Raw genomic sequence first — 23,353 nt, forward strand, 5'->3', positions numbered from 1 at the left:
TTCAAATCACCCGTTCTAACATCCAACCACTTCACTGTTTTGGAGCATCAATATGTGTGGCATCGTCGGCGCAGTTTCTTCTCGCAACATCGTTCCCATCCTCGTGCAAGGCCTGCAGCGGCTCGAATACCGGGGCTATGACTCTTGCGGCGTGGCCGTGCATGCGGCCAGTCTGGGTGGCACGGGTGGCCTGCAGCGCGCCCGCAGCACCTCGCGCGTGGCCGAGCTGATGGATCAGGTGAGCGCCGACCACATCGAAGGCGGCACCGGCATCGCCCACACGCGCTGGGCCACACACGGCGCGCCCGCTGTGCACAACGCGCACCCGCACTTCAGCCACGGCACGGGCGCTGCTGACACCAAGCCCGGCAAGGTGGCGCTGGTGCACAACGGGATCATCGAAAACCACGAAGAACTGCGCGCCGCCCTGCAGGCCAAGGGCTATGTCTTCAGCAGCCAGACCGACACCGAAGTCATCGCCCACCTGGTGGACAGCGTGTACGACGGCGACATTTTTGAAGCCGTCAAAACCGCCCTCCGCCAGCTGCACGGCGCGTATGCGATTGCGGTGTTCCACAAAGACGAGCCGCAGCGCGTGATTGGCGCGCGTGCAGGTTCGCCGCTGATTTTGGGCGTTGGCCAGGGCGAAACTTTCCTCGCCAGTGACGCGATGGCATTGGCCGGTGTGACCGACCAAATCGTCTATCTGGAAGAAGGCGACGTGGTCGACATTCAGCTGGGCAAATACTGGGTGGTGGACCGTGAGCACAAGGCCGTGACCCGCGTGGTGAAGACCGTGCACGCCCACAGCGGCGCGGCCGAACTGGGGCCGTATCGCCACTACATGCAAAAAGAAATCTTCGAGCAACCGCGTGCCATTGCCGACACGCTCGAAGGCGTCGAGGGCATCACGCCCGAGCTGTTTGGCGACGGCGCATATTCCACTTTCAAGGCGATTGACAACGTGTTGATCCTGGCCTGCGGCACCAGCTACTACAGCGGCTGCGTGGCCAAGTACTGGATTGAAGCGATTGCCAAAGTACCTTGCCAAGTGGAGATCGCCAGCGAATACCGCTACCGCGAATCGGTGCCCAACCCCAACACCCTCATCGTCACCATCACCCAAAGCGGCGAGACGGCCGACACCCTGGCCGCGCTGCGCCACGCGCAAAGCCTGGGCATGACGCACACGCTCACCATCTGCAACGTGTCCACCAGCGCCATGGTGCGCGAATGCAAACACGCCTATGTGACCCGCGCAGGGGCCGAGATCGGCGTGGCCTCCACCAAGGCCTTCACCACCCAACTGGCAGGCCTGTTCTTGCTGACCTTGGCGCTGGCACAGACCAAAGGCCGCCTGAGCGACGAAGAAGAAGCCGGGCACATCAAAGCCATGCGCCACCTGCCCGCCGCGCTGCAAGCTGTGCTGGCGCTGGAGCCCCAAATCATCGCTTGGGCCGAAGAATTCGCCAGCAAAGAAAACGCGCTGTTCCTGGGCCGTGGCACGCATTACCCCATTGCCCTCGAAGGCGCGCTCAAGCTCAAAGAAATCACCTACATCCACGCCGAAGCCTATGCCGCAGGCGAACTCAAACACGGCCCGCTGGCCCTCGTCACCAGCGCCATGCCCGTGGTGACGGTGGCCCCCAACGACCAGCTGCTGGAAAAGCTCAAAAGCAATATGCAGGAAGTGCGCGCTCGCGGCGGCGTGCTCTATGTGCTGGCCGATGGCGACACGAAGATCGAAAGCAGCGAAGGCGTCAATGTGATTCGCATGCCCGAGCACTACGGCGTGTTGTCACCGATCTTGCATGTGGTGCCGCTGCAGTTGCTCAGTTATCACACGGCGTGCGCGCGGGGGACGGATGTGGACAAACCGCGTAACCTTGCGAAATCTGTGACTGTGGAGTGATTGACTTCAAGGCTTGGACGCCTTAAATTCATGCAAAAATTAACTTCAAGTTAAATATTGCATGAAAAATATAGAGCGACAAGCCTTGGGTGTGCTGCTCCAGCGGGCCACGCTTTACCCAGTGGTGACGGTGTTGGGGCCCAGGCAGTCGGGCAAAACCACCTTGTGCCGGATGACATTTCCGGACAAGCCCTACGTCAATCTGGAGCAGCCCGATGTGCGGGAGTTTGCGCAGCAGGACCCCAAAGCGTTTTTGGCGCAGTTTCCGGATGGCGCCGTGCTGGATGAAATTCAGAATGTGCCTGCACTGTTGTCGTGGATTCAGGTGCTGACCGATGCCGATCCGCGCAAAGGTCGTTTCGTATTGACAGGTAGCCATCAGTTGCAAGTGAGTGCGCAGGTCACGCAATCGTTGGCGGGGCGGACGGCGGTGTTGGAACTGTTGCCTTTGAGTTTGTCCGAGTTGGCTGCGGCGGCCATTTTTGTCCCTGAATGTGCAAATGTGAACAGATGGATGCTGCAAGGCGGTTACCCCCGCATCCATGCGCAAGAGATGCCGCCCGAAGTGATGTTGTCAGATTACTTTGCCACCTATGTCGAGCGCGATGTGCGCCAGCTCATCAACCTCAGGCATCTGCGCGAGTTTGGGCAATGTGTGCGTTTGCTGGCGGGGCGCACTGGGCAGTTGCTCAATCAGTCCAGTCTGGGCAACGAGGTGGGGGTCAGCAGCAACACCATCACTCAATGGTTGAGTATTCTTGAAGCGTCATTTCTCGTGTTCAGCTTGGCACCCTGGAGCGTCAACATTGGCAAGCGCTTGGTGAAGAGCCCCAAAATTTATTTTTACGATGTGGGGCTCGCCTGCTGGTTGCTGGGCATCAAGACGGTTGAGCAGCTGCAGCACCACCCCTTGCGCGGAGCCTTGTTTGAAAACCTGGTGGTGCTGGAAGTGCTCAAGTCCTTGCGCAACCAAGGCTTACGCGATCCTTTGTATTTTTTCCGTGACAGCAATGGCCTGGAGATTGATCTGTTGCTGGAGCGTGCAGATGGCATTGAGCTGGTCGAGATCAAGGCTTCGCAAACAGTGGCCGCACCGCTGTTCAAAAACTTGCGCACCGTCAGCGCCTTGCTGGGGGAGCGCGTGAAAAGCCAATATCTCGTTTATGGCGGCGATGTCGGGCAAGCGCGAACCGAAGTGGGGGTTTTGCCCTATTGGCAAGCAGGTTCTTGGGTGTCGTCGTGAAGACTTTGAATGGATCAAGGCTGATCCATCCATGCTTTTCGCTGTTGAGCGGTTTTTGACGTCAAGATCCGGTCCCATGAAGTTTGCACGGCCCTAGACCTTTGGGAGCGGGGCCCCGCCGAGATAAACCCTCGCAGTTCACTACACATCACGCCGAGGGCAGGGCTCCTGCACATACTTAAGGGCTTCCGACATGAGTCAAGGCCCTGATCTTCGTTTCAGACTTCATGGATGCGGATCAGTCGCCACGCGGTTTGGCTATGTCGCGTGTTTCAAACCCTGGAATGGTTGTCAAGGCTTGCGAGGGCCTGCAAATCGCAGGCCTTCAAGCCCAATGAGCCTCAATCAAGCCGTGCCGCCCACCGTGAGCCCGTCGATGCGCAGCGTGGGCTGACCCACGCCCACCGGCACGCTCTGGCCCTCTTTGCCGCAGGTGCCCACACCCGAGTCGAGCTTCATGTCGTTGCCGATCATGCTGATCTTCTTGAGCGACTCGGGGCCGCTGCCGATCAAGGTGGCGCCCTTGACGGGGTATTGGATCTTGCCGTTTTCCACCCAATAAGCCTGGCTGGCCGAGAACACGAACTTGCCGCTGGTGATGTCGACCTGGCCGCCCGCGAAGTTGGTGGCGTACAGGCCTTTTTTGATGCTGGCCACAATTTCTTCGGCGCTCTTGTCACCACCCAGCATGTAGGTGTTGGTCATGCGCGGCATGGGCACATGGGCATAGCTTTCGCGGCGGCCGTTGCCGGTGGGCTTGACGCCCATCAAGCGAGCATTCATGGAATCCTGGATGTAGCCGCGCAAGATGCCGTCTTCGATCAGCACGTTCTTTTGGCTGGCGTGGCCTTCATCGTCCACGTTCAGCGAGCCCCGGCGGTCAGCAATCGTCCCGTCATCCAGCACGGTGACGCCTTTGGCCGCCACGCGCTGGCCAATGCGGCCACTGAAAGCGCTCGAGCCCTTGCGGTTGAAGTCACCCTCCAGGCCATGGCCCACGGCTTCGTGCAGCAGCACGCCTGGCCAACCATTGCCCAGCACCACAGTCATTTCGCCTGCGGGGGCGGGGCGTGCGTCGAGGTTGATCAGCGCGGCCGACACGGCTTCTTGCACATAGGCTTCCACCATGGCGTCGTCAAAGTAGGCCAGGCCAAAGCGGCCACCGCCACCGCTGCTGCCCACTTCGCGGCGGCCGTTTTGCTCGGCGATCACGGTGACCGACAAACGGATCAAGGGGCGCACATCTGCGGCCAAGGTGCCGTCGGCGCGGGCCACCATGACCACGTCGTATTCGGTGGCCAAACCGGCCATGACCTGCACCACACGGGGGTCCTTGGCGCGGGCGATTTTCTCGACACGGCCGAGCAAATTCACCTTGGCGGTGCTGTCCAGCGTGGACATGGGATCGAGCGAGGGGTAGAGCGAGCGGCTGGCCGACACCTTGCGGGCAGGCACTTTGATGCGTTTGTTTTGAGCCACAGAAGCAATGGAGCGCACCGTCATGGCCGCGTCCATCAAAGAGGCTTCGGAGATGTCGTCCGAGTAGGCGAAAGCGGTTTTCTCGCCCGAGACAGCCCGCACGCCCACACCCTGGTCGATGCTGAAGCTGCCGGTCTTGACGATGCCTTCTTCGAGGCTCCAGCCTTCAGAGCGGGTGTACTGGAAATACAGATCGGCGTCATCGACCGCGTGGGCTTTGATGGCGTTCAGGGCTTGCGTCAGGTGGGTTTCATCCAGGCCAAAAGGCTCAAGCAAGAGGGCGCGGGCTGTGGCCAGGCGTTCGATGGTGGGTTCGCGTGAAATCATGGTGGCATTGTAGGCACGGATCAAGACCCTTGCCGGGGCTGGAGAGCCGAGGACTGCACCGACCGTGACCGAGTCGGGTTCGCAAATCAAAGGACCTCCGCCCTGAAAGCCTACATCCGGCCGTGCTGGCGCATCAAATCCAGCAGCTTGTCTGTGTCCAGCGCAGGCACCACATGCCCAGCCGGTTTGACGGTGGGCACATCTTCGCCCTGCACCAGGGCGTTGATGACCGCCTCGTCCACGGCCTGCACTGCGGCCTCGTAGAGCACATCCAGCACCTCCCAGTTCAGGCTTTGGCGCTGAATCACTGCACCCATTTTTTCAGGATGAGGCATGGGATCGGCCACCGAAAAGGCCAGAAAAATATCGCCCGATGAATTGCCCCCCGGACTGCCCGAGCGTGCGATGCCCAGGCCTGCCCGCTTGGCCAGCGAGCGCAAGATGGCATCTGACAGGGGCGCATCGGTGGCCAAAATGACAATGATGGAGCCACTTTCTTTCTTGGCAAAACCACCCGGCATGGCTTGCCCCACAGGCACCCCCAGCACCGATAACCAGTGACGCCTGCCGTAATTTGCCTGTACCAAGGCACCGAGGGTGTAGGTCTGGCCTGCCACCTGGATCTGGCGCGAAGCGGTGCCGGTGCCGCCCTTGAATTCGTAGGCGATCATGCCGTTGCCACCCCCCACCGAGCCTTCGGCCACCGGCCCGCTGGCGGCGGCATCGAGCGCGGCCACCGCATGCGCCGGTTGTACATGCAGGGCATTGATGTCGTTGAGCACCCCGTCGTAGGTTTCGGCCACCACAGGCATGGCCCAGGCGTGGTGGTTTTGAAAGTGCTCGGCGTAACGGCCCAACATCCATTGCACCGCCCCTTGGTGGCACGCCCCCACCCCATGGGTGTTGGTGATCAGCACAGGCCCCAGGAAATACCCCGCATCGTTGATCCAGTGAACCCCAGTCATCTCGCCATTGCCATTGAGCGCATGAAAACCCGCCCACACGGGCATGGGGTTGTTCGCATCCTGCCGGGGCACGATGGCCGTGACCCCTGTGCGCATGCGCCGCGAGGGATCGGTCAAGGTGGTGAAGCCCACCGTCAGCCCGGGCACGTCGGTGATGGCGTTGAAGGGGCCGGTCTGGCCCGCAAAAGGCAGGCCCAGTTCACGGCCTCGGGGTCGGGTCATCGGCGTCCTCCGGTTTCACAAGTTGCCACCAGGCGGGTATCTGTTGATTTGGCCCTGTGAAGTTTTCAATGCGCAAAGATCTTGTAGGTCGGCGGTCGGAGACCCCGACATGGGCCTGTGCCTAACCCATAACGTCGGACTCTGCGAGTACCGACCTACAAGATGACATCGCTCACCCGTTTCAAAATTCAATGCTCAAAGATGTTGCAGGTCGGCGGTCGCAGACCCCGACATGGGCCTGCGGCGAAACCCATCATGTCGGACTCTGCGAGTACCGATCTACGAGATGACCTTTCTCACACATTTCAAACTTCAGCGTGCCGGATCACTCTGAAGCGCAGCTGATGGTCCAGCGCTCAGCGCTGGCGCATGAGTTGCAGCAAAGCCGCATCGTCCAGGTCGGCCCAGCCTTGCTCAAGGGCTTGGGCAAACAGCGCGCCTGCAACCGAGCCCAACGGGGGGGCGAAGGCCACGTCTTCGGCAGCCTGCAGGGCCAGGCCCGTGTCTTTGGCCAACAAACTGACATGGGCGCGAGGCGCCAAGTCACCGGCCAGGGCACGGTGCATGCGGTCCGAGCCGATCCAGCTTTGCCCGCTGGAGGCCTCGATCACGGCCAGCGTGGTCGCGGGCTCCAGGCCCAGCCGCTCGGCCAAGGCCATGGCCTCGGCAGCGCCTGCCAAATTCACAGCCGCCAGCAAATTGTTGACCAGCTTGGTGCGTGCACCGTCACCGGCCCTTGTGCCCACACGAAAGACCTGGTCGCTCAAGGCGTTCAGCAAGTTCTGGTGGCGCGTCCACACGGCATCCGAACAAGCCACCATCAGGCTCATGCGGCCCTCACGGGCGCGCAAAGGGCCACCGGACATGGGCGCGTCCATGCAATCGACGCCCTGCAGCGCCAATCGCTCAGCCTGAGCCGCCACCGTGGCAGGCCCCAGGGTGGGGCACAGCATCACGCTCTGGCCAGGCCGCAAGTGCGCACCCGCGCCACCCTCGCCCCACAGCACCGACTCGGTTTGCGCCGCATCGACCACCGCGACCAGCAACACACCTTGCGGTGTCAGGGACTGCGCGGCCTGCCCAGCTGAGCCGCAAGGTGCAGCCCCCAGGGCCACGGCTTGGGCTTGCGCCTGCGCATCGGTGTCGTGCACAGCCACCTGCCAGGCCAAATCGCGCAAGCGGGCCAACATGGCGCCGCCCATGTTGCCGGCACCCACCACCGCCACAGAGGTTGAAGGGTTCATGTTTGCACCAGCTGTTTGGAGCGGGCAATCGACATCAAAATGCCCAGCGCCAGTCCCAGGGTGACCATGGCGGTGCCCCCGTAGCTGATGAAGGGCAGGGGCACGCCCACCACCGGCAAGATGCCGCTGACCATGCCCATGTTCACAAAGGCATAGGTGAAAAAGATCATGGTCATGCTGCCCGCCAGCAAGCGGCTGAACAGCGTGGGCGCGTCTACGGCGATCATCAGACCGCGGTACACCAGAAAGAAATACCAGAAGATCAGGAACAGGCCACCGGCAAAGCCGAACTCTTCGCCATAGGCCGCAAAAATGAAGTCGGTGGTGCGCTCAGGGATGAATTCCAGATGGGTTTGCGTGCCTTGCATGAAGCCCTTGCCCCAAAAGCCGCCCGAGCCAATGGCGATCATGCCCTGGATGATGTGAAAGCCTTTGCCCAGCGGGTCGCGCGCAGGGTCCAGCAAGGTGCACACCCGCTGGCGCTGGTATTCATGCAGCACTCGCCAGTCCACATCGGGGGCGCACAAGGTCGGCTCCATGACAACCAGCACCGCCATGCCCACCAAGGCCAGTAAAACAGGGGGAACTATCCAGCGCCATCTGAGCCCCGCAAAAAAGATCACGGCCAGACTCGCGGCCAAGACCAGCAGTGCGGTGCCCAGGTCGGGCTGTTTCATGATCAGTCCCACAGGCACCGCCATGATCAGCAGTGCAATGACGAAGTCCAGTGGTCGCAAATGCCCTTCACGCTTTTGAAACCATGCCGCCAGCATCAAGGGCAGCGCGATTTTTAAAATTTCACTGGGCTGGATCACCACGCCCAAATTCACCCAACGTCGGGCCCCCTTTTTGGTAATGCCAAAAACCGCCACAGCCACCAGCAAGATCACGCCCATGGTGTAGATGGGTACGGCCCAGGCCATGAGTTTTTGGGGCGGGATCTGCGCGACGACAAACATGATGACCGCTGCCAGCAGCATGTTGCGGCTGTGGTCGATAAATCGGGTGCCGTGGTCAAACCCTGACGAATACATGATGAGCAAACCCGCGCATGCCAGCATGAAGACGGCAAAGGCCAAAGGGCCATCAAAACCGTCGACATGGCGCCAAAGGCGCTGCCTGAGGGTGGATTTTTGAATCACGGAAGACATGGGTGTACCGATCATCGGTTTGCGCGATTGGACGGTGTGCCCTTGTTTCATACCGATTCACCCCGGGGGCCTCGGCCCATCAGCACCTGCACGGCTTCACGGGCCTGCAAACGGCCATCGAGCAGGGCCACGACGGCTTCAGTGATGGGCATGTCCACGCCCAGGCTTTGGGCGCGTTGCCAGACGGTTCGGGCGCTGTAGACGCCTTCGGCCACATGGCCCAAAGAATCCACGGCTTGCGCCAGGCTCAGGCCTTGGGCCAGCAACAGACCGACTTTGCGGTTACGGCTCAGATCGCCCGTAGCGGTCAAGACCAGATCGCCCAGCCCCGACAAGCCCATGAAGGTTTCAGCCTTGGCCCCTAACGCCAGTCCCAAGCGGGTCATTTCGGTCAAACCCCGGGTGATCAGCGCCGCCCGGGCGTTCAGCCCCAGATTCAGGCCATCGCACAGGCCGGTGGCAATGGCCAGCACGTTTTTGACCGCACCACCCACTTCGACGCCCACGATGTCTTCGTTGGCATACACACGCAGGGCCGGACCATGAAAGGCCTGCACCATGGCATTTCGCACCGCCGCATGGGCGCTGGCGGCCACTAAGGCAGTCGGCTGCTGGCGCGCCACTTCGAGCGCAAAACTGGGGCCACTCAGGGCACCGGCTTGCAAACCAGGCGCTGTTTGGGCCTGCACTTCGTGGGGCATGAGGCCGGTGCCTGCCTCAAAACCCTTGCACAGCCAGGCCAGTGGTGCCTGAACTTGCTGCAAGCGCTGCAAGTTGCTGCGCAGACCCGACATGGGGGTGGCCAGTACCCACAACTCTTGGGGCTGCCCGGACAACAAGGCCTCGACCGGACCGGTCAGCACCGACAAATTTTCGGGCAGTTCAACGCCCGGCAAATAGCGCAGGTTTTGGCGCTGCGCCTGCATGGCAGCCGCCTGCGACGCGTCCCGGGCGTGCAAGCGCACGACGTGCTGCCCGGGATGGCGGCAAGCCGCCATGGCCATGGCCGTGCCCCAGGCGCCTGCGCCAATGACCGTGATGTGCATCAAAAACGCAAAGCCAGTCAGGCATCACTGCTGCGTGGCAGCAGCTTGGGCTTGTTGTTGCTCGTACATGGCCTGGAAGTTGATTTCGGCCAGGTGCACGGGCGGAAAACCAGCACGGGTGATCAAGTCCGCCACGCTGGCGCGCAGGTAGGGGTACACGATCTGGGGGCAGGCGATGCCCATGATGGGGCCCATCTGGTCTTCGGGCAGGTTGCGGATTTCAAAGATGCCGCCTTGCTTGCACTCGACCAAAAACACGGTCTTGTCGGCAATCTTGGTGTGCACTGTGGCGGTCACGCACACTTCAAACACGCCTTCAGCAGCGGGGGTGGCTTCCACGCCCAGCTGGATGTCGACGCTGGGTTGCTGCTGCTCGATCAGGATGGCGGGGGAATTGGGTTGCTCCAGCGAAGCCTCTTTCAGGTAGACGCGTTGGATCTGGAAAACGGGTTGCACATCGGCTTCGGGGGTGACAGCGGTATCGGTCATGGGGGTTCTCTTTGAAAAAATACGGGCAAGACGACAAGCATCTGCCCAAGGGACGAAACAGCAGAATTATCAGGGATGCAGCGCATCGCATCGGCGCGAGATGCGCCAGTGAAAACCCCCGGTTGGGGTTCAGGCCTGCAGCAAAGACACCAGGCCGCCTTTGGCGTCAAGGGCCATCAGGTCGTCGCAGCCGCCCACATGGGTGTCGCCCACAAAAATTTGGGGCACGGTGCGACGGCCGGTGATTTGCATCATGTGGTCGCGTTGAGCAGGGTCCAGGTCAATGCGGATTTCTTCAACCTGCGTGACACCTTTGGCCTTGAGCAATTGTTTGGCACGGATGCAGTAGGGGCAAACGGCGGTGGTGTACATCTTGACGGCTTGCATGGGGCGTCCTTTCAGGCTTTTTCAATGGGCATGCTGGCCGCTTGCCAGGCCTTGAGGCCACCGGCGAGCGATTGGGCCTTCTCAAAACCCAGTTTTTGGGCGGCAGCAGCTGCGCGTGCCGAGCGGGCACCCACTTGGCACACCATGATCACCGGGGTCGATTTGTTCTTCACCAACTGGCCCAGCTTGGCTTCAAGTTGGCCAAGGGGCAGGTTTTTGGCACCGATCACATGGCCCCGGGCAAATTCATCGGGTTCGCACACATCAATGACGATGGCTTTTTCGCGGTTCATCAGTTGCACCATGTCCTGAGGTCCCAGGCCACGGCCCGCGCTCAAGACAGGAAAAAGCAAAGCAACGCCAGACGCCAATGCCACGGTCACCAACATCCAGTTATCGAGGAGAAATTTCACGAATCAGACCTTTTTCAGTCAAAAAAATCGGCCTGATCGCAGGCCGCCAAGTCTGAATTCTAAAATGATGTCCTTTCCCTCTGTTTCTGACAGCCTCTGCTGTCCACTTCAATATGTACAAAATCGTCCTGATCCGCCACGGAGAATCCACCTGGAACCTTGAAAACCGCTTCACCGGATGGACCGATGTGGACCTGACCCCCACCGGCGTGAGTCAGGCCATGTCGGCGGGCAAACTGCTCAAGGCCGAAGGCTGGGACTTTGACCTGTGCTACACCTCGGTGCTCAAGCGCGCCATCCACACCCTCTGGTACACCTTGGACGAAATGGACCGCACCTGGCTGCCCGTGGTCAAAGACTACCGCCTGAACGAGCGCCACTACGGCGCTTTGCAGGGCCTGAACAAAGCCGACATGGCCAAGCAATACGGCGACGAGCAGGTGCTGGTCTGGCGCCGCAGCTACGACACCCCGCCACCCGCACTGGAGGCGACCGATCCCCGCTGCGAGCGCAGCGACCGCCGCTACCCCGATGCCAGCGCCGTGCCGCTGACCGAGTGCCTGAAAGACACCGTGGCCCGTGTGCTGCCCGCCTGGAACGACAGCATTGCCCCCAGCATCAAATTGGGCAAACGCGTGCTGATCGCGGCGCACGGCAACTCGATCCGCGCCTTGATCAAGTACCTGGACGGCATCTCCGAGACCGACATCGTGCACTTGAACATCCCCAACGGCATCCCGCTGGTCTACGAACTGGACGAAAACCTCAAGCCGATCCGCCACTATTACCTGGGCGACGCCGAGGCAGCAGCAGCAGCAGCTGCCGCAGTGGCCAGCCAGGGCAAGGCCTGAACGGCTGCGGTGGTGGTGCGCGATGTCTGCGAAGGTGTGCGCTGAGTCTTCGCAGGCTGTCCGGCCCACTGAATGCCGAGCCAGACACGGTCACGTTTATTCACACAACCTGAAAACTCCAAGCCACGCCGGGTGTATATTGAGCTGCATTGGCCATAGTGGAATCCTGAGCACATGAAACAACATCTGAAAATCGCGGGCTGGATCAGCGTGGGCGCACTGGCAGGTGCCATGACCACCGTGTCGCTGCAAACCGTGGCACGCGGCAACATGGCGCCCTTGCCCCTGGAAGAGCTGCAACAACTCGCCGCTGTTTTTGGCATGGTCAAAAGCGACTATGTCGAGCCCGTGGACGAGAAAAAGCTGATCACCGAAGCCATCACCGGCATGGTGGCCAGCCTGGACCCGCACTCGCAGTATTTCGACAAGAAAAATTTCAAGGAATTTGCAGAAGGCACCTCGGGCAAGTTTGTCGGTGTGGGCATCGAGATCAGCCAGGAAGATGGCCTGATCAAAATCGTCTCGCCCATCGAAGGCTCTCCGGCTGATCGCGCGGGCCTCAAAACCAATGACCTGATCACCAAGGTCGATGACACGCCCGTCAAGGGGCTGTCCCTCAATGAAGCTGTCAAGCGCATGCGCGGCGAGCCCAAGACCAAAGTGGTGCTGACCATCTTCCGCAAAGACGAAAGCCGCACCTTCCCGGTCACCATCATCCGTGAAGAGATCAAGACCCAGTCCGTCAAGGCCAAGATGATTGAGCCGGGCTACGCCTGGGTGCGGGTGTCTCAGTTCCAGGAGCGCACCGTGGACGACTTCGCCCGCAAAGTCGAAGAACTCTACGCACAAGACCCCAAAATCAAGGGCCTGGTGCTGGACCTGCGCAACGACCCCGGTGGCTTGCTCGATGCTGCCGTTGCGCTGTCTGCAGCCTTTTTGCCCGAAAACGTGACGGTGGTCACCACCAACGGCCAGCTTGAAGAAAGCAAATTCACTTACAAGGCCACCCCCCAGTTCTGGCGTCGCAATACGTCCAATGACCCGATTGGCAAGCTGACGCAAGCCACAGGTGGTGCCCTGAAAAAAGTGCCACTGATCGTTCTTGTCAATGAAGGCTCGGCCTCGGCCAGCGAAATTGTTGCCGGTGCCCTGCAAGACTACAAACGTGCCACCCTCATGGGCAGTCAGACCTTTGGCAAAGGCTCGGTGCAAACTGTGCGCCAATTGGGGCCTGATACGGCGCTTAAGATCACCACCGCCCGTTACTACACGCCCAATGGCCGCGCCATCCAGGCCAAAGGCATCGTGCCTGAAATCATGCTGGACGAGACCGCTGAGGGCAATGTGTTTGCCGCCTTGCGCACCCGAGAGGCCGACCTGCAAAAGCACCTGTCCAATGGCAAGGAAGAAGAGAAAAAAGACCCCGAGCGCGAAAAAGCCCGCGATTTAGCCCTGAAAAAACTGGAAGAAGAATCCAAGAAGCCCGTGGCCGAGCGGCGTTTGCCCGAATTCGGTTCCGACAAGGACTTCCAGCTGGCCCAGGCCCTGAACAAGCTCAAAGGCCTGCCCGTGAAAGCCAGCACCACACTGGCCGAACGCAAAGTTGAAAAGAAAGAAAATTGAGCGCCATGGACGACGCGCATGGATGACGCACAGTTACTGCGCTATTCGCGGCACATTCTGCTCAACGAACTGGGCATTGACGGTCAGGAAAATCTGCTCGCTGCACACGCCCTGATCATTGGCGCAGGTGGCCTGGGCTCGCCGGTGGCGCTGTACCTGGGCAGTGCCGGTGTGGGCCACATCACCGTGGTGGACCATGACGAAGTCGATGCCACCAACTTGCAGCGCCAGATTGCCCACACCCTTGACCGGGTCGGCCAGCCCAAGGCCGAATCCGTGCGCACGGCCATTGCCCAGATCAACCCCGACCCGCAGGTGCACACCGTCACGCGCCGCGCCGATGCCGCCTTGCTGGCCGAACTGGTGCCTCTGGCGGATGTGGTCATCGACTGTTGCGACAACTTCGACACGCGGCACGCTGTGAACCTGGCGTGTGTGCAACACCGCAAACCGCTGGTCTCGGGCGCAGCCATCCGCATGGACGGCCAAGTGTCCGTGTTTGACAGCACGCAGCCCGATGCGCCTTGTTACGCCTGCATCTTCCCGCCTGAGGACCTGCCCGAAGAAACCCGCTGCGCCACCATGGGTGTGTTTGCGCCGCTGGTGGGCATCATCGGCAGCGTGCAAGCGGCAGAAGCCCTCAAAATCCTGAGCGGCATGGGCAGCCACATGGCCGGGCGTTTGCTCATGCTCGACGGGCGCGAACTGTCCTGGACCGACATCCGCATGCAGCGCAACCCCCAATGTTCGGTGTGTTCATCCCACCGGGCCTGAACAGCTTCTGAGACTGCACCCAAGGCGATCCGCTCAAGGGGCGTGGCAGCTGCCGTTGAACTTCCTGAACAAAGCCGGTGACATGGGGGCTTCGCGCCCGGCAAACATGCCTCTTTTTTCCTTTTGCGCCTGCCGCTGCAAGGCCGCGTAAGGCCCCCGGCCCGTGCGAAACTGGTAAGCCCAAGCCATGCCCAAGCGCACCATTTCAGCGCCCAGATCCGCCCCATCTACCGATAAGCGCCCAATGTCCCGCCCGTAGCTGTCGTGCCCCAGTGACTGCACCTGAACCGACTTGCGCAGTGCCAGCGTGATCATGGCGTCACGCGCCGCTGAGCCGCCGGGCTGGCAAGTTTCAGGCGCATCCACGGCATCCAGGCGCAGCTTGACCGGCTCTTTCTGGCCTGGGCGCACCACCAAAACCGTGTCTCCGTCCATCACCCAGCTGACCCAACCGGTCCAGACCTCGGCCTTGGCTTGGTTTGTTGACTTGGCCTGTGCTGAAAAAACGCTCCCCAGTGCGAACAAGAGGACCCAGCCCAATACCCAAGCCCTCATGCCGGGCTCCGCGCCACCGGGCCGCGCCTGCGGTTGGCGTGCGGCCAGTTGGGACTGAGCTCGACCACCAAGCTTTGGGCGCGTGCCTGCAAACGCGCCAGCACACTGTCAAACTGCACCACTTCGTCGGCCTGCAAGGCACTCAACACCTGGCTATTGATGGCCTGGATGCGCGGCATCAAATCGTCGTACAACTGCCGCCCAGCAGGCGTCAACTCCACCCGCGCACCGCGCCGGTCACCCGGCGTCACTGTGCGCAGCACGAGTTGTTTTTTACCCAAAGCCGTCAAGGTGCGAGACGTGCGGGCGCGGTCACGGTGCATGCGCTCGGCCAGCACCGAGGGGGGCAAGGCGCCGTTTTCGTACAAATGCGCCACCATCGCCCACTCACGCCGCGTGATACCGTAACCCCCTTCGCACAGCCGCACCACCAGGGCCCCGGCGGTGCTGGACAAGCGGCCCAAGCGGTAGAGCAGGAGGTCTTCAATGGAGGACAAGCGTTGGGATGGAGACAGCGGCATCAGGGTTTTCCGGGGGAATGATTGATTAGATCAATTGTCATGGCAAGGGCTACATTTTCGTCACATTGGACGCGGGTTCCCAGGCTTTAGCCACACTCACCAAGAGACTTTCATGAACATCATCAGACATCTGACCCGCCGAGCCTTGGGCTTGGCCGCGCTGTCAATGGCCTTGCTCTCGCCGGGCTTGCAGGCCCAAGACAAGCCGCCACTCAAAATTCTGGTGGGTTTTCCGCCAGGCGGATCGGCTGACGTGCTCGCCCGCATGGTGGCAGACGCGCTGCGAGACGATTTTGGCACCATCGTGGTGGACAACAAACCCGGCGCTGGCGGTCGCATCGCCCTGAACATGACCAAGGCCGCCAAACCCGATGGCCAGACCGTGATCATTTTGCCCAGCGGCCCGATGGTGCTGTTCCCGCACGTTTACAAAAAACTCGACTACGACGCGGTGAAAGACTTCACGCCCATTTCGCAAATTGCCCGCTTTCAGTTTGGCGTGGTCTCCGGCCCTGCCAGCAACGTGAAGAATGTGGCCGAGATGGCGGCCAAAGCCAAAACCGACCCGACCTCTGCCAGCTACGGCACGCCCGGTGCGGGCACCTTGCCGCACTTCATGGGGGTCTTGCTGGAGCAATCGGCGAGCATCAAGCTCAACCACATCCCCTTCCAGGGCGGTGCACCCGCCAACAACGCCTTGCTGGGTGGCCACATTGGCTATAAATTTGACGTGGTGTCTGAAACCGCCGAACTGCACCGGGCGGGCAAAGTCCGCATCATCGCCGTGACCGGGGGCCAACGTGATCCGCAAGTGCCCGAGGTACCCACCCTCCAGGAATCGGGCATCAACATGGACGCCACAGCATGGTTTGCCATGTACGGCCCGGCAGGTCTGTCTGCCGAGGCGCTCAGTCGTCTGGAAAAAGCCATGATGAAGATGGCCCGCAACCCGGCCATGAAAGAAAAAATGGTCAAACTGGGCTATGAATCGATTGGCTCCAGCTCAGCCGAATTGGCTGCGGCGCAAAAAACCGATCTGGACCGCTGGGAAAAACCCATCAAGGCCACGGGCGTGCAACTGGACTGAATCGCCTGCTTGCGTTGAACTTGACCCTGTGCAAGGGCAATGCGCCATTGAACCCCTCTCACCTTTCCCCTTCAACCACTCACCTTTCACACAATTTGTCATGAATATCTCGACACCCAGCCGTCGTACGGCCTTGTTTTTCGGACTGGCAGCCTGCGTTTTGGCCATGCCCACATGGGCCCAGAACTACCCCAATAAACCCATCAAATTCATCACCAACTTTCCTGCGGGTGGCCCGGCGGACTTTTTGGCGCGCACGGTGGGTGAGGCCATCACCACTCAGTACAAGCAGCCCGTGATCGTGGAAAACAAGCCCGGAGCGGGCGGCAACATCGGTGCCGACTTTGTGGCCAAAAGCCCAGCCGATGGCTACACCGTGTTGTTTGGCATCGACACCACCTTCACGGTGAACCCTTACATCTACAAAAGCATGGCCTTCAAGCCTGCCGACCTGCGGCCCATCATGGTCATGGTGTCGTCAGGCTTGCTGGTGGGGGCGCACCCTGGTACCGGCTTCAAGACCCTCAAAGACCTGATCGCCCAAGGCAAAGGCAAGGGCCTGAACTTCAGCAGCGCGGGCAGCGGCAGCCCCGGCCATCTGGCTGCAGAAATTTTCATGGATGCGGCCAATATCAAGATCCAGCACATCCCCTACAAAGGCAACGCGCCCGCCGTCGCTGCTGTGCTGGCAGGCGAGGTGGATGCTGGCGTGCTCGCCACCCCCGGCATGCTGCCGCATGTCAAATCCGGCAAGGTCACCGCATTGGCCGTGACCAGCCGTCAGCGCTCACGTTCAGCCCCTGATATTCAGACCGTGGCCGAACTCGGCCTGAAGGACCTGGAGCTCGAAGTGCTCTACGTGGCCATGGTGCCAGCAGCCACCCCCGAGCCCGTGGTGCAGCTGCTGCAAAAAGCCTTCTCGGACGCCTTGAAGCGCCCAGACACCCAAACCCAGCTGGTCGGCATGGATTTGTTTTATGAAGGACTGGTCGGTCAGGACGCTTCCAAACGACTGGCCGATCAATCTCAACGTTACGACCGCGTGGTCAAATCCACGGGCATGAAGGTCGATTGATTGCCACCATGAACACCCCCACACGACAACGCCCCAACATCATCTTCATCGTCGCCGACGACCTCGGCTTCGCAGATCTGGGCTGCTACGGCGGTCGAGATGCGAAGTTCGGCAAAGTCTCGCCCGTGCTCGACCAGTTGGCTGCGGGGGGGCTCAAGTTCACGCAGGGTTATGCCAACTCACCCGTGTGCTCACCCACGCGCTTTGCGCTCATGACGGCGCGCTACCAATACCGCCTGCGCGGCGGTGCTGACGAGCCCATCAACAGCCGCAGCCGGGGCAGCGCCGTGCTGGGCTTGCCGCCCGAACACCCCACGCTGCCGTCCTTGCTCAAGGCCAGCGGCTACCGCACGGCGCTGATTGGCAAATGGCACTTGGGCTACCCGCCGCACTTCAGCCCGCTCAAGTCGGGCTATGAAGAATTTTTCGGCCCCATGTCGGGCGGGGTGGACTACTTCACGCATTGCGCCTCCAACGGTGCGCATGACCTGTTCACCGGTGAAGACGAAACGCCTGAAGACGGCTACCTGACCGACATGATTTCCAAGCGGGCGGTGGACTTTGTGGAGCGCATGGCCCCGGGCGCTGCGCAAGGCACCCCCTTCTTTTTGAGCCTGCACTACACCGCGCCGCACTGGCCTTGGGAAACGCGAGAAGACCATGCGCTGGCGGCAGAAGTGAAAGACAACATCTTTCACCTGCACGGTGGCAACATCCACACCTACCACCGCATGATCCACCACATGGACGAAGGCATTGGTTGGGTGGTCGACGCGCTCAAAAAATCCGGCCAGCTCGACAACACCCTGATCGTCTTCACCAGCGACAACGGCGGCGAGCGATTCAGCGACAACTGGCCCCTGGTGGGCGGCAAGATGGACCTGACCGAAGGCGGCATCCGCGTGCCCTGGATTGCGCACTGGCCAGCGGTCATCGCGCCCGGCGGCACCTCCACCCAGCACTGCATGACCATGGACTGGTCGGCCACTCTGGTCGAGCTGGCGGGTGCCAAGGCCCATGACGACTTGCCGTTCGACGGCGTGTCCCTGCTGCCCGTGCTGCGAGATGCACAGCACCAGTTTGAGCGCCCCCTGTACTGGCGCATGAACCACCGCGGCCAACGCGCCATGCGGATCGGCGACTACAAGTACCTGCGGGTGGACGGCCACGACTACCTGTTCAACATCCCGGCCGACGAACGCGAACGCGCCAACCTGGGCGGACACCAACCCGAGCGCCTGCAAACCATGCGCGCTGCGTGGGAAGCCTGGGATGCGACCGTGCCCGCCATTCCCGAAGACGCCACGGTGAGCCTGGGCTACTCTGTCAAGGACATGCCCCAGCGCTGAAGCCCCGGCGGCTAAGATCGGTCATGTCTAAGATGCAACGGTATTTAACTTTTCGCCAGTGGCCCCGCCTGAGTGCATCGCTGGCCCGCAACGAAGTGCAGGCGGGTCTGACGGTGGCCTTGGTCATGGTGCCGCAGGCTGTGGCTTATGCGGGCCTGGCCGGCATGCCCCTGGTCACCGGCCTATACACCTGCTTGATCCCCGCGCTGTTGGCCGTGCTGTTTGGCAGTGCTAACCGCCTGTCGGTCGGGCCTGCCGCATTGACCTGTGTGTTGATCGGCGCATCGCTGACCGGCATGGCCGAACCCGGTTCTGCCGAATGGGTCGCTCTTGCGGTGTGGTTGTCGCTGCTGTCGGGGGCCATTCAGCTGCTGCTGGGCTTGGGTCACTACGGCTGGCTCATCAACCTGGTCAGCGCCCCGGTCATGATGGGGTTCACCCAGGCCGCATCCTTGTTGATCATGGCTTCGCAAGTACCCGGTTTGCTGGGCATCCAGGCCTGGAGCTGGGATGTGTACAGCTGGCCTGCATGGTTGACCGGATGGCCTGCACTGTTTGGCTTGACCAGTCTGGTGCTGCTCTTGTTGTTGCGCAGGTACAAGCCCCGCTGGCCCGGCATCATGCTGGTGATGGGCGCAGCCTCTGCCGTGGGCTACGCCACCGATTACCAAGCCCATGGTGCCGTGGTCGGGCAGTTGCCCTCAGGCCTGCCCGATTTTTATTGGCCACATTGGCCGGGCCTGGAGGTGATCAACCAGTTGTGGGTGCCCGCCATGGTGATTGCGCTGGTGAGCTTTTTGGAAACAGCGTCCAGCGCCCGCATCGAATGCCAGCGCGACGGCAAGCGCTGGGACGACAGCACCGAACTCTTCAGCCAGGGCTTGGCCAAACTGGCCTCAGCCTTCTCAGGCAGCTTCCCGACCAGCACTTCGTTTTCTCGCTCTGCGCTCATGCTGTATGCAGGCGCCCGCTCAGGCTGGGCGGTGGTCGCCTCGGTCGCTTTTGTGTTGCTGGCCTTGCTGATCCTCATGCCTGCACTGGCCTACGTGCCGCGCTCGGTCATGGCGGCGGCCGTCATCGTGGCCGTGCTCAACCTTTTTCAGCCCAGGCAGTTTTTGAAAATTTGGCGCATTGACCGGATCGAAACCCTCACCGCTGGCGTGACCTTTGCCATCACGCTGGCCACCGCCCCGCGCATTTATTGGGGTGTGATGACCGGTGTTTTGCTGGGGCTGAGTCACTTTCTGCACACCCGGCTGCACCCTCGCATCATTGAGGTGGGCTTGCACCCCGATGGCAGCTTGCGTGACCGCCATTTGTGGAAATTGCCTCCATTGGCGCCCCATCTGTATGCCCTGCGCATGGACGCTGAGCTCGACTTTGCGGCCTCCAGCGACTTTGAGCGCGCCATTGCCGCTCAACTGGCGAGCCAACCGGACACGCGCCATGTCTGCTTGTTTGCGCAACCCATCAACCGCATCGACGCCACGGGCGTGGAAACTTTCGGGCAAATCCATCGCCAATTGAGCAACCGGGGCATCACTTTGCACATCAGCGGCATCAAATTGCCGGTGGAAACCACCTTGCGCCGTGCGGGCGAATTGAGTGAGGGACCCTGGCTCAAGATGTACCGCACCGATGCGGAGGCCCTGCAAGCGCTCCAAGCGATTCAACCCATCCCCCCGGATACTGGGGTCGCCACCTGAGTTCAGCCCCCTCAAGCGCCGCAGGTCCAAGCCATGCTCAGGCCAGACCCTTTTCAAACTCGCTCAGTCGCTTGTAGATGGAACGCAACTCGGTGATGTCGGTCCAGCGCTCAATCAGGTAAGAAAACGCATCGTTGACCTTGCCAAACGCATTGCTCACCTGCTGGATCACGCCCAGTGTGATCAAGCCCGTGAACAGCGATGGCCCCATCAGCAGATACGGAAAAATGATCATCGTCTGGCTGTAGAAATTGCTCCAGAGGTTGAAGTAGGCATAGTGGTTGAACAGCCGGAAATTGTTCAGCCGCACTCCGGTAAACAGGCTCAGGGCCTGCGACAAATCCATGCGGCTGCGGTCGTCCTCGGCATACACCAGCGTCTTGCGCAAGGCCGCCTCGGTCTTTTGGTTGTTGTATTCCAGACCCGGCAGACGAATGCCTACAAACCACGCCAAGACCGTGCCCCCCAAGGCGGTGGTCAGGGCCACCCAGAACAGCGAGCCTTCAAACTGCAGCCACACTATCGCCATGCCCTTGGACAATCCCCACAAAATGGGAATGAAGGAGACCAAGGTCAAGACCGCCCGCACCAGACCCAGCCCCAGGTTTTCGGTCTGGCGGGCAAAACGCATGCAGTCCTCCTGAATGCGCTGAGAAGCCCCCTCAACGGTGTAGAACGTGCGCTGCCAGCGTGGCAAATACAGCTCGGTCATGGCCTGGCGCCAGCGAAAGGCGTAGTGCGAGGCCAGATAGGTCTCCAGACTGCGCAGCAACATGTAGGGAAAAGCGATCCAGGCAAACTGCTCCATGAACCCCCAGAACTTGTCCAGCCCACCCGCTTGTTCAGGCTTTTGCAGCAAGTCATAAAACTCGCCATACCAAGCGTTCAGACGCACCGTTTGCTGCACCGTGATGAACACCATGGCGATCAAAACGAACAAACCTCCCCAGGCCCACAAGGCCCAGCGTCGAGAGAGGAAGAAACTGCGGAACATACAGACTCCTTGAAATGCGCACCCACGCTGCGACCCGCTTGAATGCCCAGTGGCCATGCACCCATGAGGCCACACCGCCGTCTCTGAGCATACCCGACCACCCATTGAACATTCGAATGGCAGATCCGCACGCTCAGAGTGCAAACTTGAAGCCATTGAATGCCGGGGTGACCGCACAAGCTGCATGCCATACCTTGCTTCGGCATGACAAGACACACTTCACCCATGATGCATGCCAAGCTGTCGGTGGCAATCCTGGGTCAATCACCCGACTTGCTTTCGTCGCTACACTCCCCACCTCTTGTTGTTGATCTTTTTGCGGAGCATTTCATGGCCCTGATTCCTGCGACCATCCTCACCGGCTTTCTTGGCTCGGGCAAGACCACGCTGCTCAAGCGCGTGCTGACTGAGGCTCATGGCCAAAAAATCGCCGTGATCGAGAACGAATTTGGCGAGGAAAACATCGACAACGACATCCTGGTGTCCGATACCGAAGAGCAGATCATTCAGATGAGCAATGGCTGCATCTGCTGCACCATCCGCGAAGACCTGCGCGCCACGCTGCAACTGCTGGCCGCCAAGCGGCGCAAAGGTTTGCTCAGCTTTGAACGCATCGTGATCGAGACCACAGGATTGGCCGACCCCGGTCCAGTGGCGCAGACCTTTTTCATGGACGACGAGATTGCCGAAACCTTTTTGCTCGACTCCATCCTGACGCTGGTGGATGCCAAACATGCTGCCCAGCAACTCAATGACCGTCAGGAAGCGCGCCGCCAGGTGGGTTTTGCCGACCAGATCTTCATCAGCAAGGCTGATCTGGTGTCGCCCCAAGATCTGGACGCCTTGCAGCACCGCCTCAAGCACATGAACCCGCGTGCACCGCAAAAGGTGGTGCACTTTGGTGAAGTGGCACTGAGTGAGGTGTTTGACCTCAAGGGTTTTAACCTGAACGCCAAGCTGGACATCGACCCGGACTTTCTGCGTGATGACGACCACGACCACGCGCACGGGGAACATGGCGATCACCATGACCATGAACACGGCGAGCACTGCGACCACCCTTCGCATGCCCACGAAAACAGCCATGGCCATGGACACCACCATCACCACGATGATGATGTCAAGAGTTTTGTGTTCAGGTCCGAGCGCGCGTTTGACCCGGCCAAGCTGGAAGACTTTCTGGGTGCCATCGTCAACATCTATGGTCCGCGCATGCTGCGCTACAAAGGCGTGCTGAACATGCGCGGTACTGAGCGCAAAGTCATTTTTCAGGGCGTGCACCAACTCATGGGCAGTGATTTGGGCCCGATGTGGGCCGATGGTGAGACCAAAATGAGCAAAATGGTCTTCATTGGCATCGATTTGCCCAAGGACATCTTGTTGCAGGGGCTGGAGCAATGCTTGGTCTGAATGCAGGGCTGCCAGGCGAAACGGCCTTCTTTTTTCTGCCAGACACGTCTTTAATCAGGGACAAGGCGTTTTTTGATGGATCTAGTCGCTACAATCGCCCGCCTGAAAGCCTCCCCTTTGAGGGCGGCTTGAGAACCCCAAAAGGTCTATAACACGGGTTTGAAATGAACATGAACAGGTGTTTTGTGTGTTTGCTGTGTTTGCGCATCGCCCAGTCACCTGCCCTTTCACACGGCTAGGAGACAAGACGTGAAGACCTCGAACAAAGCGGCAAGCAAGACGGCAAGCCCCCAGGCTAAAGCCGCTCAGCCGAAAAAAACGGCAGCTTCTGTCAAGGCAGCCCCCGCCTCGGGCAAGGCGGCTGCAAAAACCACCAAAGCCGCACCCGCGTCCCCGGTGGTGACCCAAGCCGCGCCAGCGAAAAAGACGGCCAAAGCCGTTGCGGAGACCAAAGCCAAAACCCAAGCTGCAAAGCCGACGGCCACCAAAGCCTCTGCTGCAGTCTCTCAACCCAGTTCTGCTGCCCCCTC

General features: G+C 60.6%; 22 protein-coding genes. 10 read left to right on the plus strand and 12 right to left on the minus strand.

The annotated features are described in order from the left end of the window. Positions 1-52 precede the first annotated feature (52 nt). Together glmS and H663_RS24655 are read left to right on the plus strand one after the other, a co-directional pair. Positions 53-1,912: a glutamine--fructose-6-phosphate transaminase (isomerizing) gene (gene glmS, locus H663_RS24650; RefSeq protein WP_053171217.1), complete on the plus strand. Its 1,860-nt coding sequence runs from the start codon at positions 53-55 to the stop codon at positions 1,910-1,912. Between the two features lie 61 nt (positions 1,913-1,973). Next, a complete protein-coding gene (locus tag H663_RS24655; protein ID WP_053171214.1) occupies positions 1,974-3,155 on the plus strand; it encodes an ATP-binding protein in 1,182 nt (393 codons plus the stop codon). Positions 3,156-3,500: 345 nt separating this feature from the next. On the opposite strand, the gene tldD is transcribed toward H663_RS24655, so the two are convergent. The 8 genes from tldD to H663_RS24695 form a co-directional block, all read right to left on the minus strand. Then, on the minus strand, positions 3,501-4,961 hold the full coding sequence (tldD, locus tag H663_RS24660; protein ID WP_053171677.1) for a metalloprotease TldD: 1,461 nt from the start codon (positions 4,959-4,961) through the stop codon (positions 3,501-3,503). A gap of 110 nt (positions 4,962-5,071) precedes the next feature. Then, positions 5,072-6,148, minus strand: coding sequence for a DmpA family aminopeptidase (locus H663_RS24665; RefSeq protein ID WP_053171211.1), 1,077 nt, complete (start codon positions 6,146-6,148; stop codon positions 5,072-5,074). A 356-nt stretch (positions 6,149-6,504) separates the two neighbouring features. Beyond that, entirely contained in the window at positions 6,505-7,392 is an 888-nt protein-coding gene (locus tag H663_RS24670) for an NAD(P)-dependent oxidoreductase (RefSeq protein ID WP_053171208.1), read from the minus strand. Then, positions 7,389-8,543: a rod shape-determining protein RodA gene (rodA, locus tag H663_RS24675; protein WP_053171675.1), complete on the minus strand. Its 1,155-nt coding sequence runs from the start codon at positions 8,541-8,543 to the stop codon at positions 7,389-7,391. Before rodA ends, H663_RS24670 begins: the two co-directional genes overlap by 4 nt. A 47-nt stretch (positions 8,544-8,590) precedes the next feature. After that, positions 8,591-9,589 (minus strand): NAD(P)H-dependent glycerol-3-phosphate dehydrogenase, encoded by a 999-nt coding sequence (locus H663_RS24680; RefSeq protein ID WP_053171205.1) that lies wholly within the window; start codon positions 9,587-9,589, stop codon positions 8,591-8,593. 24 nt (positions 9,590-9,613) lie between these two features. Further along, a complete protein-coding gene (gene secB, locus H663_RS24685) occupies positions 9,614-10,078 on the minus strand; it encodes a protein-export chaperone SecB (protein WP_053171203.1) in 465 nt (154 codons plus the stop codon). Positions 10,079-10,207: 129 nt separating this feature from the next. Continuing rightward, positions 10,208-10,465 (minus strand): glutaredoxin 3, encoded by a 258-nt coding sequence (grxC, locus tag H663_RS24690; protein ID WP_053171200.1) that lies wholly within the window; start codon positions 10,463-10,465, stop codon positions 10,208-10,210. Between the two features lie 11 nt (positions 10,466-10,476). Beyond that, positions 10,477-10,878, minus strand: coding sequence for a rhodanese-like domain-containing protein (locus H663_RS24695; protein ID WP_053171197.1), 402 nt, complete (start codon positions 10,876-10,878; stop codon positions 10,477-10,479). A 113-nt stretch (positions 10,879-10,991) separates the two neighbouring features. Here H663_RS24695 and gpmA point away from each other — a divergent pair, with 113 nt between their 5' ends. From gpmA to H663_RS24710, 3 genes are all read left to right on the plus strand, one after another. Beyond that, positions 10,992-11,729 (plus strand): 2,3-diphosphoglycerate-dependent phosphoglycerate mutase, encoded by a 738-nt coding sequence (gene gpmA, locus H663_RS24700; protein WP_053171193.1) that lies wholly within the window; start codon positions 10,992-10,994, stop codon positions 11,727-11,729. 174 nt (positions 11,730-11,903) lie between these two features. Further along, positions 11,904-13,352: a S41 family peptidase gene (locus H663_RS24705; protein ID WP_053171190.1), complete on the plus strand. Its 1,449-nt coding sequence runs from the start codon at positions 11,904-11,906 to the stop codon at positions 13,350-13,352. 18 nt (positions 13,353-13,370) lie between these two features. Beyond that, positions 13,371-14,126, plus strand: coding sequence for a HesA/MoeB/ThiF family protein (locus H663_RS24710; protein ID WP_053171187.1), 756 nt, complete (start codon positions 13,371-13,373; stop codon positions 14,124-14,126). A gap of 33 nt (positions 14,127-14,159) precedes the next feature. Here H663_RS24710 and H663_RS24715 read toward each other — a convergent pair whose 3' ends face one another. Both H663_RS24715 and H663_RS24720 read right to left on the minus strand, forming a co-directional pair. Further along, positions 14,160-14,681 (minus strand): thermonuclease family protein, encoded by a 522-nt coding sequence (locus H663_RS24715; RefSeq protein WP_240620368.1) that lies wholly within the window; start codon positions 14,679-14,681, stop codon positions 14,160-14,162. Beyond that, positions 14,678-15,202 (minus strand): MarR family winged helix-turn-helix transcriptional regulator, encoded by a 525-nt coding sequence (locus H663_RS24720; protein WP_053171185.1) that lies wholly within the window; start codon positions 15,200-15,202, stop codon positions 14,678-14,680. Before H663_RS24720 ends, H663_RS24715 begins: the two co-directional genes overlap by 4 nt. A 112-nt stretch (positions 15,203-15,314) precedes the next feature. On the opposite strand from H663_RS24720, the gene H663_RS24725 reads away from it, so the two are divergent. The 4 genes from H663_RS24725 (at position 15,315) to H663_RS24740 (ending at position 20,419) form a co-directional block, all read left to right on the plus strand. Further along, positions 15,315-16,289 carry a Bug family tripartite tricarboxylate transporter substrate binding protein gene (locus tag H663_RS24725; RefSeq protein ID WP_053171182.1) on the plus strand — a complete coding sequence of 325 codons (975 nt, stop codon included), beginning with the start codon at positions 15,315-15,317 and terminating at the stop codon, positions 16,287-16,289. 100 nt (positions 16,290-16,389) lie between these two features. Next, positions 16,390-17,364, plus strand: a complete 975-nt coding sequence (locus H663_RS24730; protein ID WP_053171179.1) for a Bug family tripartite tricarboxylate transporter substrate binding protein — start codon at positions 16,390-16,392, stop codon at positions 17,362-17,364. An 8-nt stretch (positions 17,365-17,372) separates the two neighbouring features. Next, the gene (locus tag H663_RS24735) at positions 17,373-18,713 is read left to right on the plus strand and encodes a sulfatase family protein (protein WP_053171176.1); all 1,341 of its coding nucleotides are present in this window, start codon (positions 17,373-17,375) and stop codon (positions 18,711-18,713) included. Positions 18,714-18,736: 23 nt separating this feature from the next. Beyond that, positions 18,737-20,419, plus strand: a complete 1,683-nt coding sequence (locus tag H663_RS24740; protein WP_053171173.1) for a SulP family inorganic anion transporter — start codon at positions 18,737-18,739, stop codon at positions 20,417-20,419. Positions 20,420-20,456: 37 nt separating this feature from the next. Here H663_RS24740 and H663_RS24745 read toward each other — a convergent pair whose 3' ends face one another. Continuing rightward, positions 20,457-21,413, minus strand: a complete 957-nt coding sequence (locus H663_RS24745) for a putative transporter (RefSeq protein ID WP_053171171.1) — start codon at positions 21,411-21,413, stop codon at positions 20,457-20,459. A 330-nt stretch (positions 21,414-21,743) separates the two neighbouring features. On the opposite strand from H663_RS24745, the gene H663_RS24750 reads away from it, so the two are divergent. Further along, the gene (locus H663_RS24750; protein ID WP_053171672.1) at positions 21,744-22,823 is read left to right on the plus strand and encodes a CobW family GTP-binding protein; all 1,080 of its coding nucleotides are present in this window, start codon (positions 21,744-21,746) and stop codon (positions 22,821-22,823) included. Positions 22,824-23,128: 305 nt separating this feature from the next. On the opposite strand, the gene H663_RS42155 is transcribed toward H663_RS24750, so the two are convergent. Next, the gene (locus H663_RS42155; RefSeq protein WP_133239965.1) at positions 23,129-23,308 is read right to left on the minus strand and encodes a hypothetical protein; all 180 of its coding nucleotides are present in this window, start codon (positions 23,306-23,308) and stop codon (positions 23,129-23,131) included. Between the last annotated feature and the right edge of the window lie 45 nt (positions 23,309-23,353).

This window comes from Limnohabitans planktonicus II-D5, assembly GCF_001270065.2.
GTDB lineage: Bacteria > Pseudomonadota > Gammaproteobacteria > Burkholderiales > Burkholderiaceae_C > Limnohabitans_A > Limnohabitans_A planktonicus.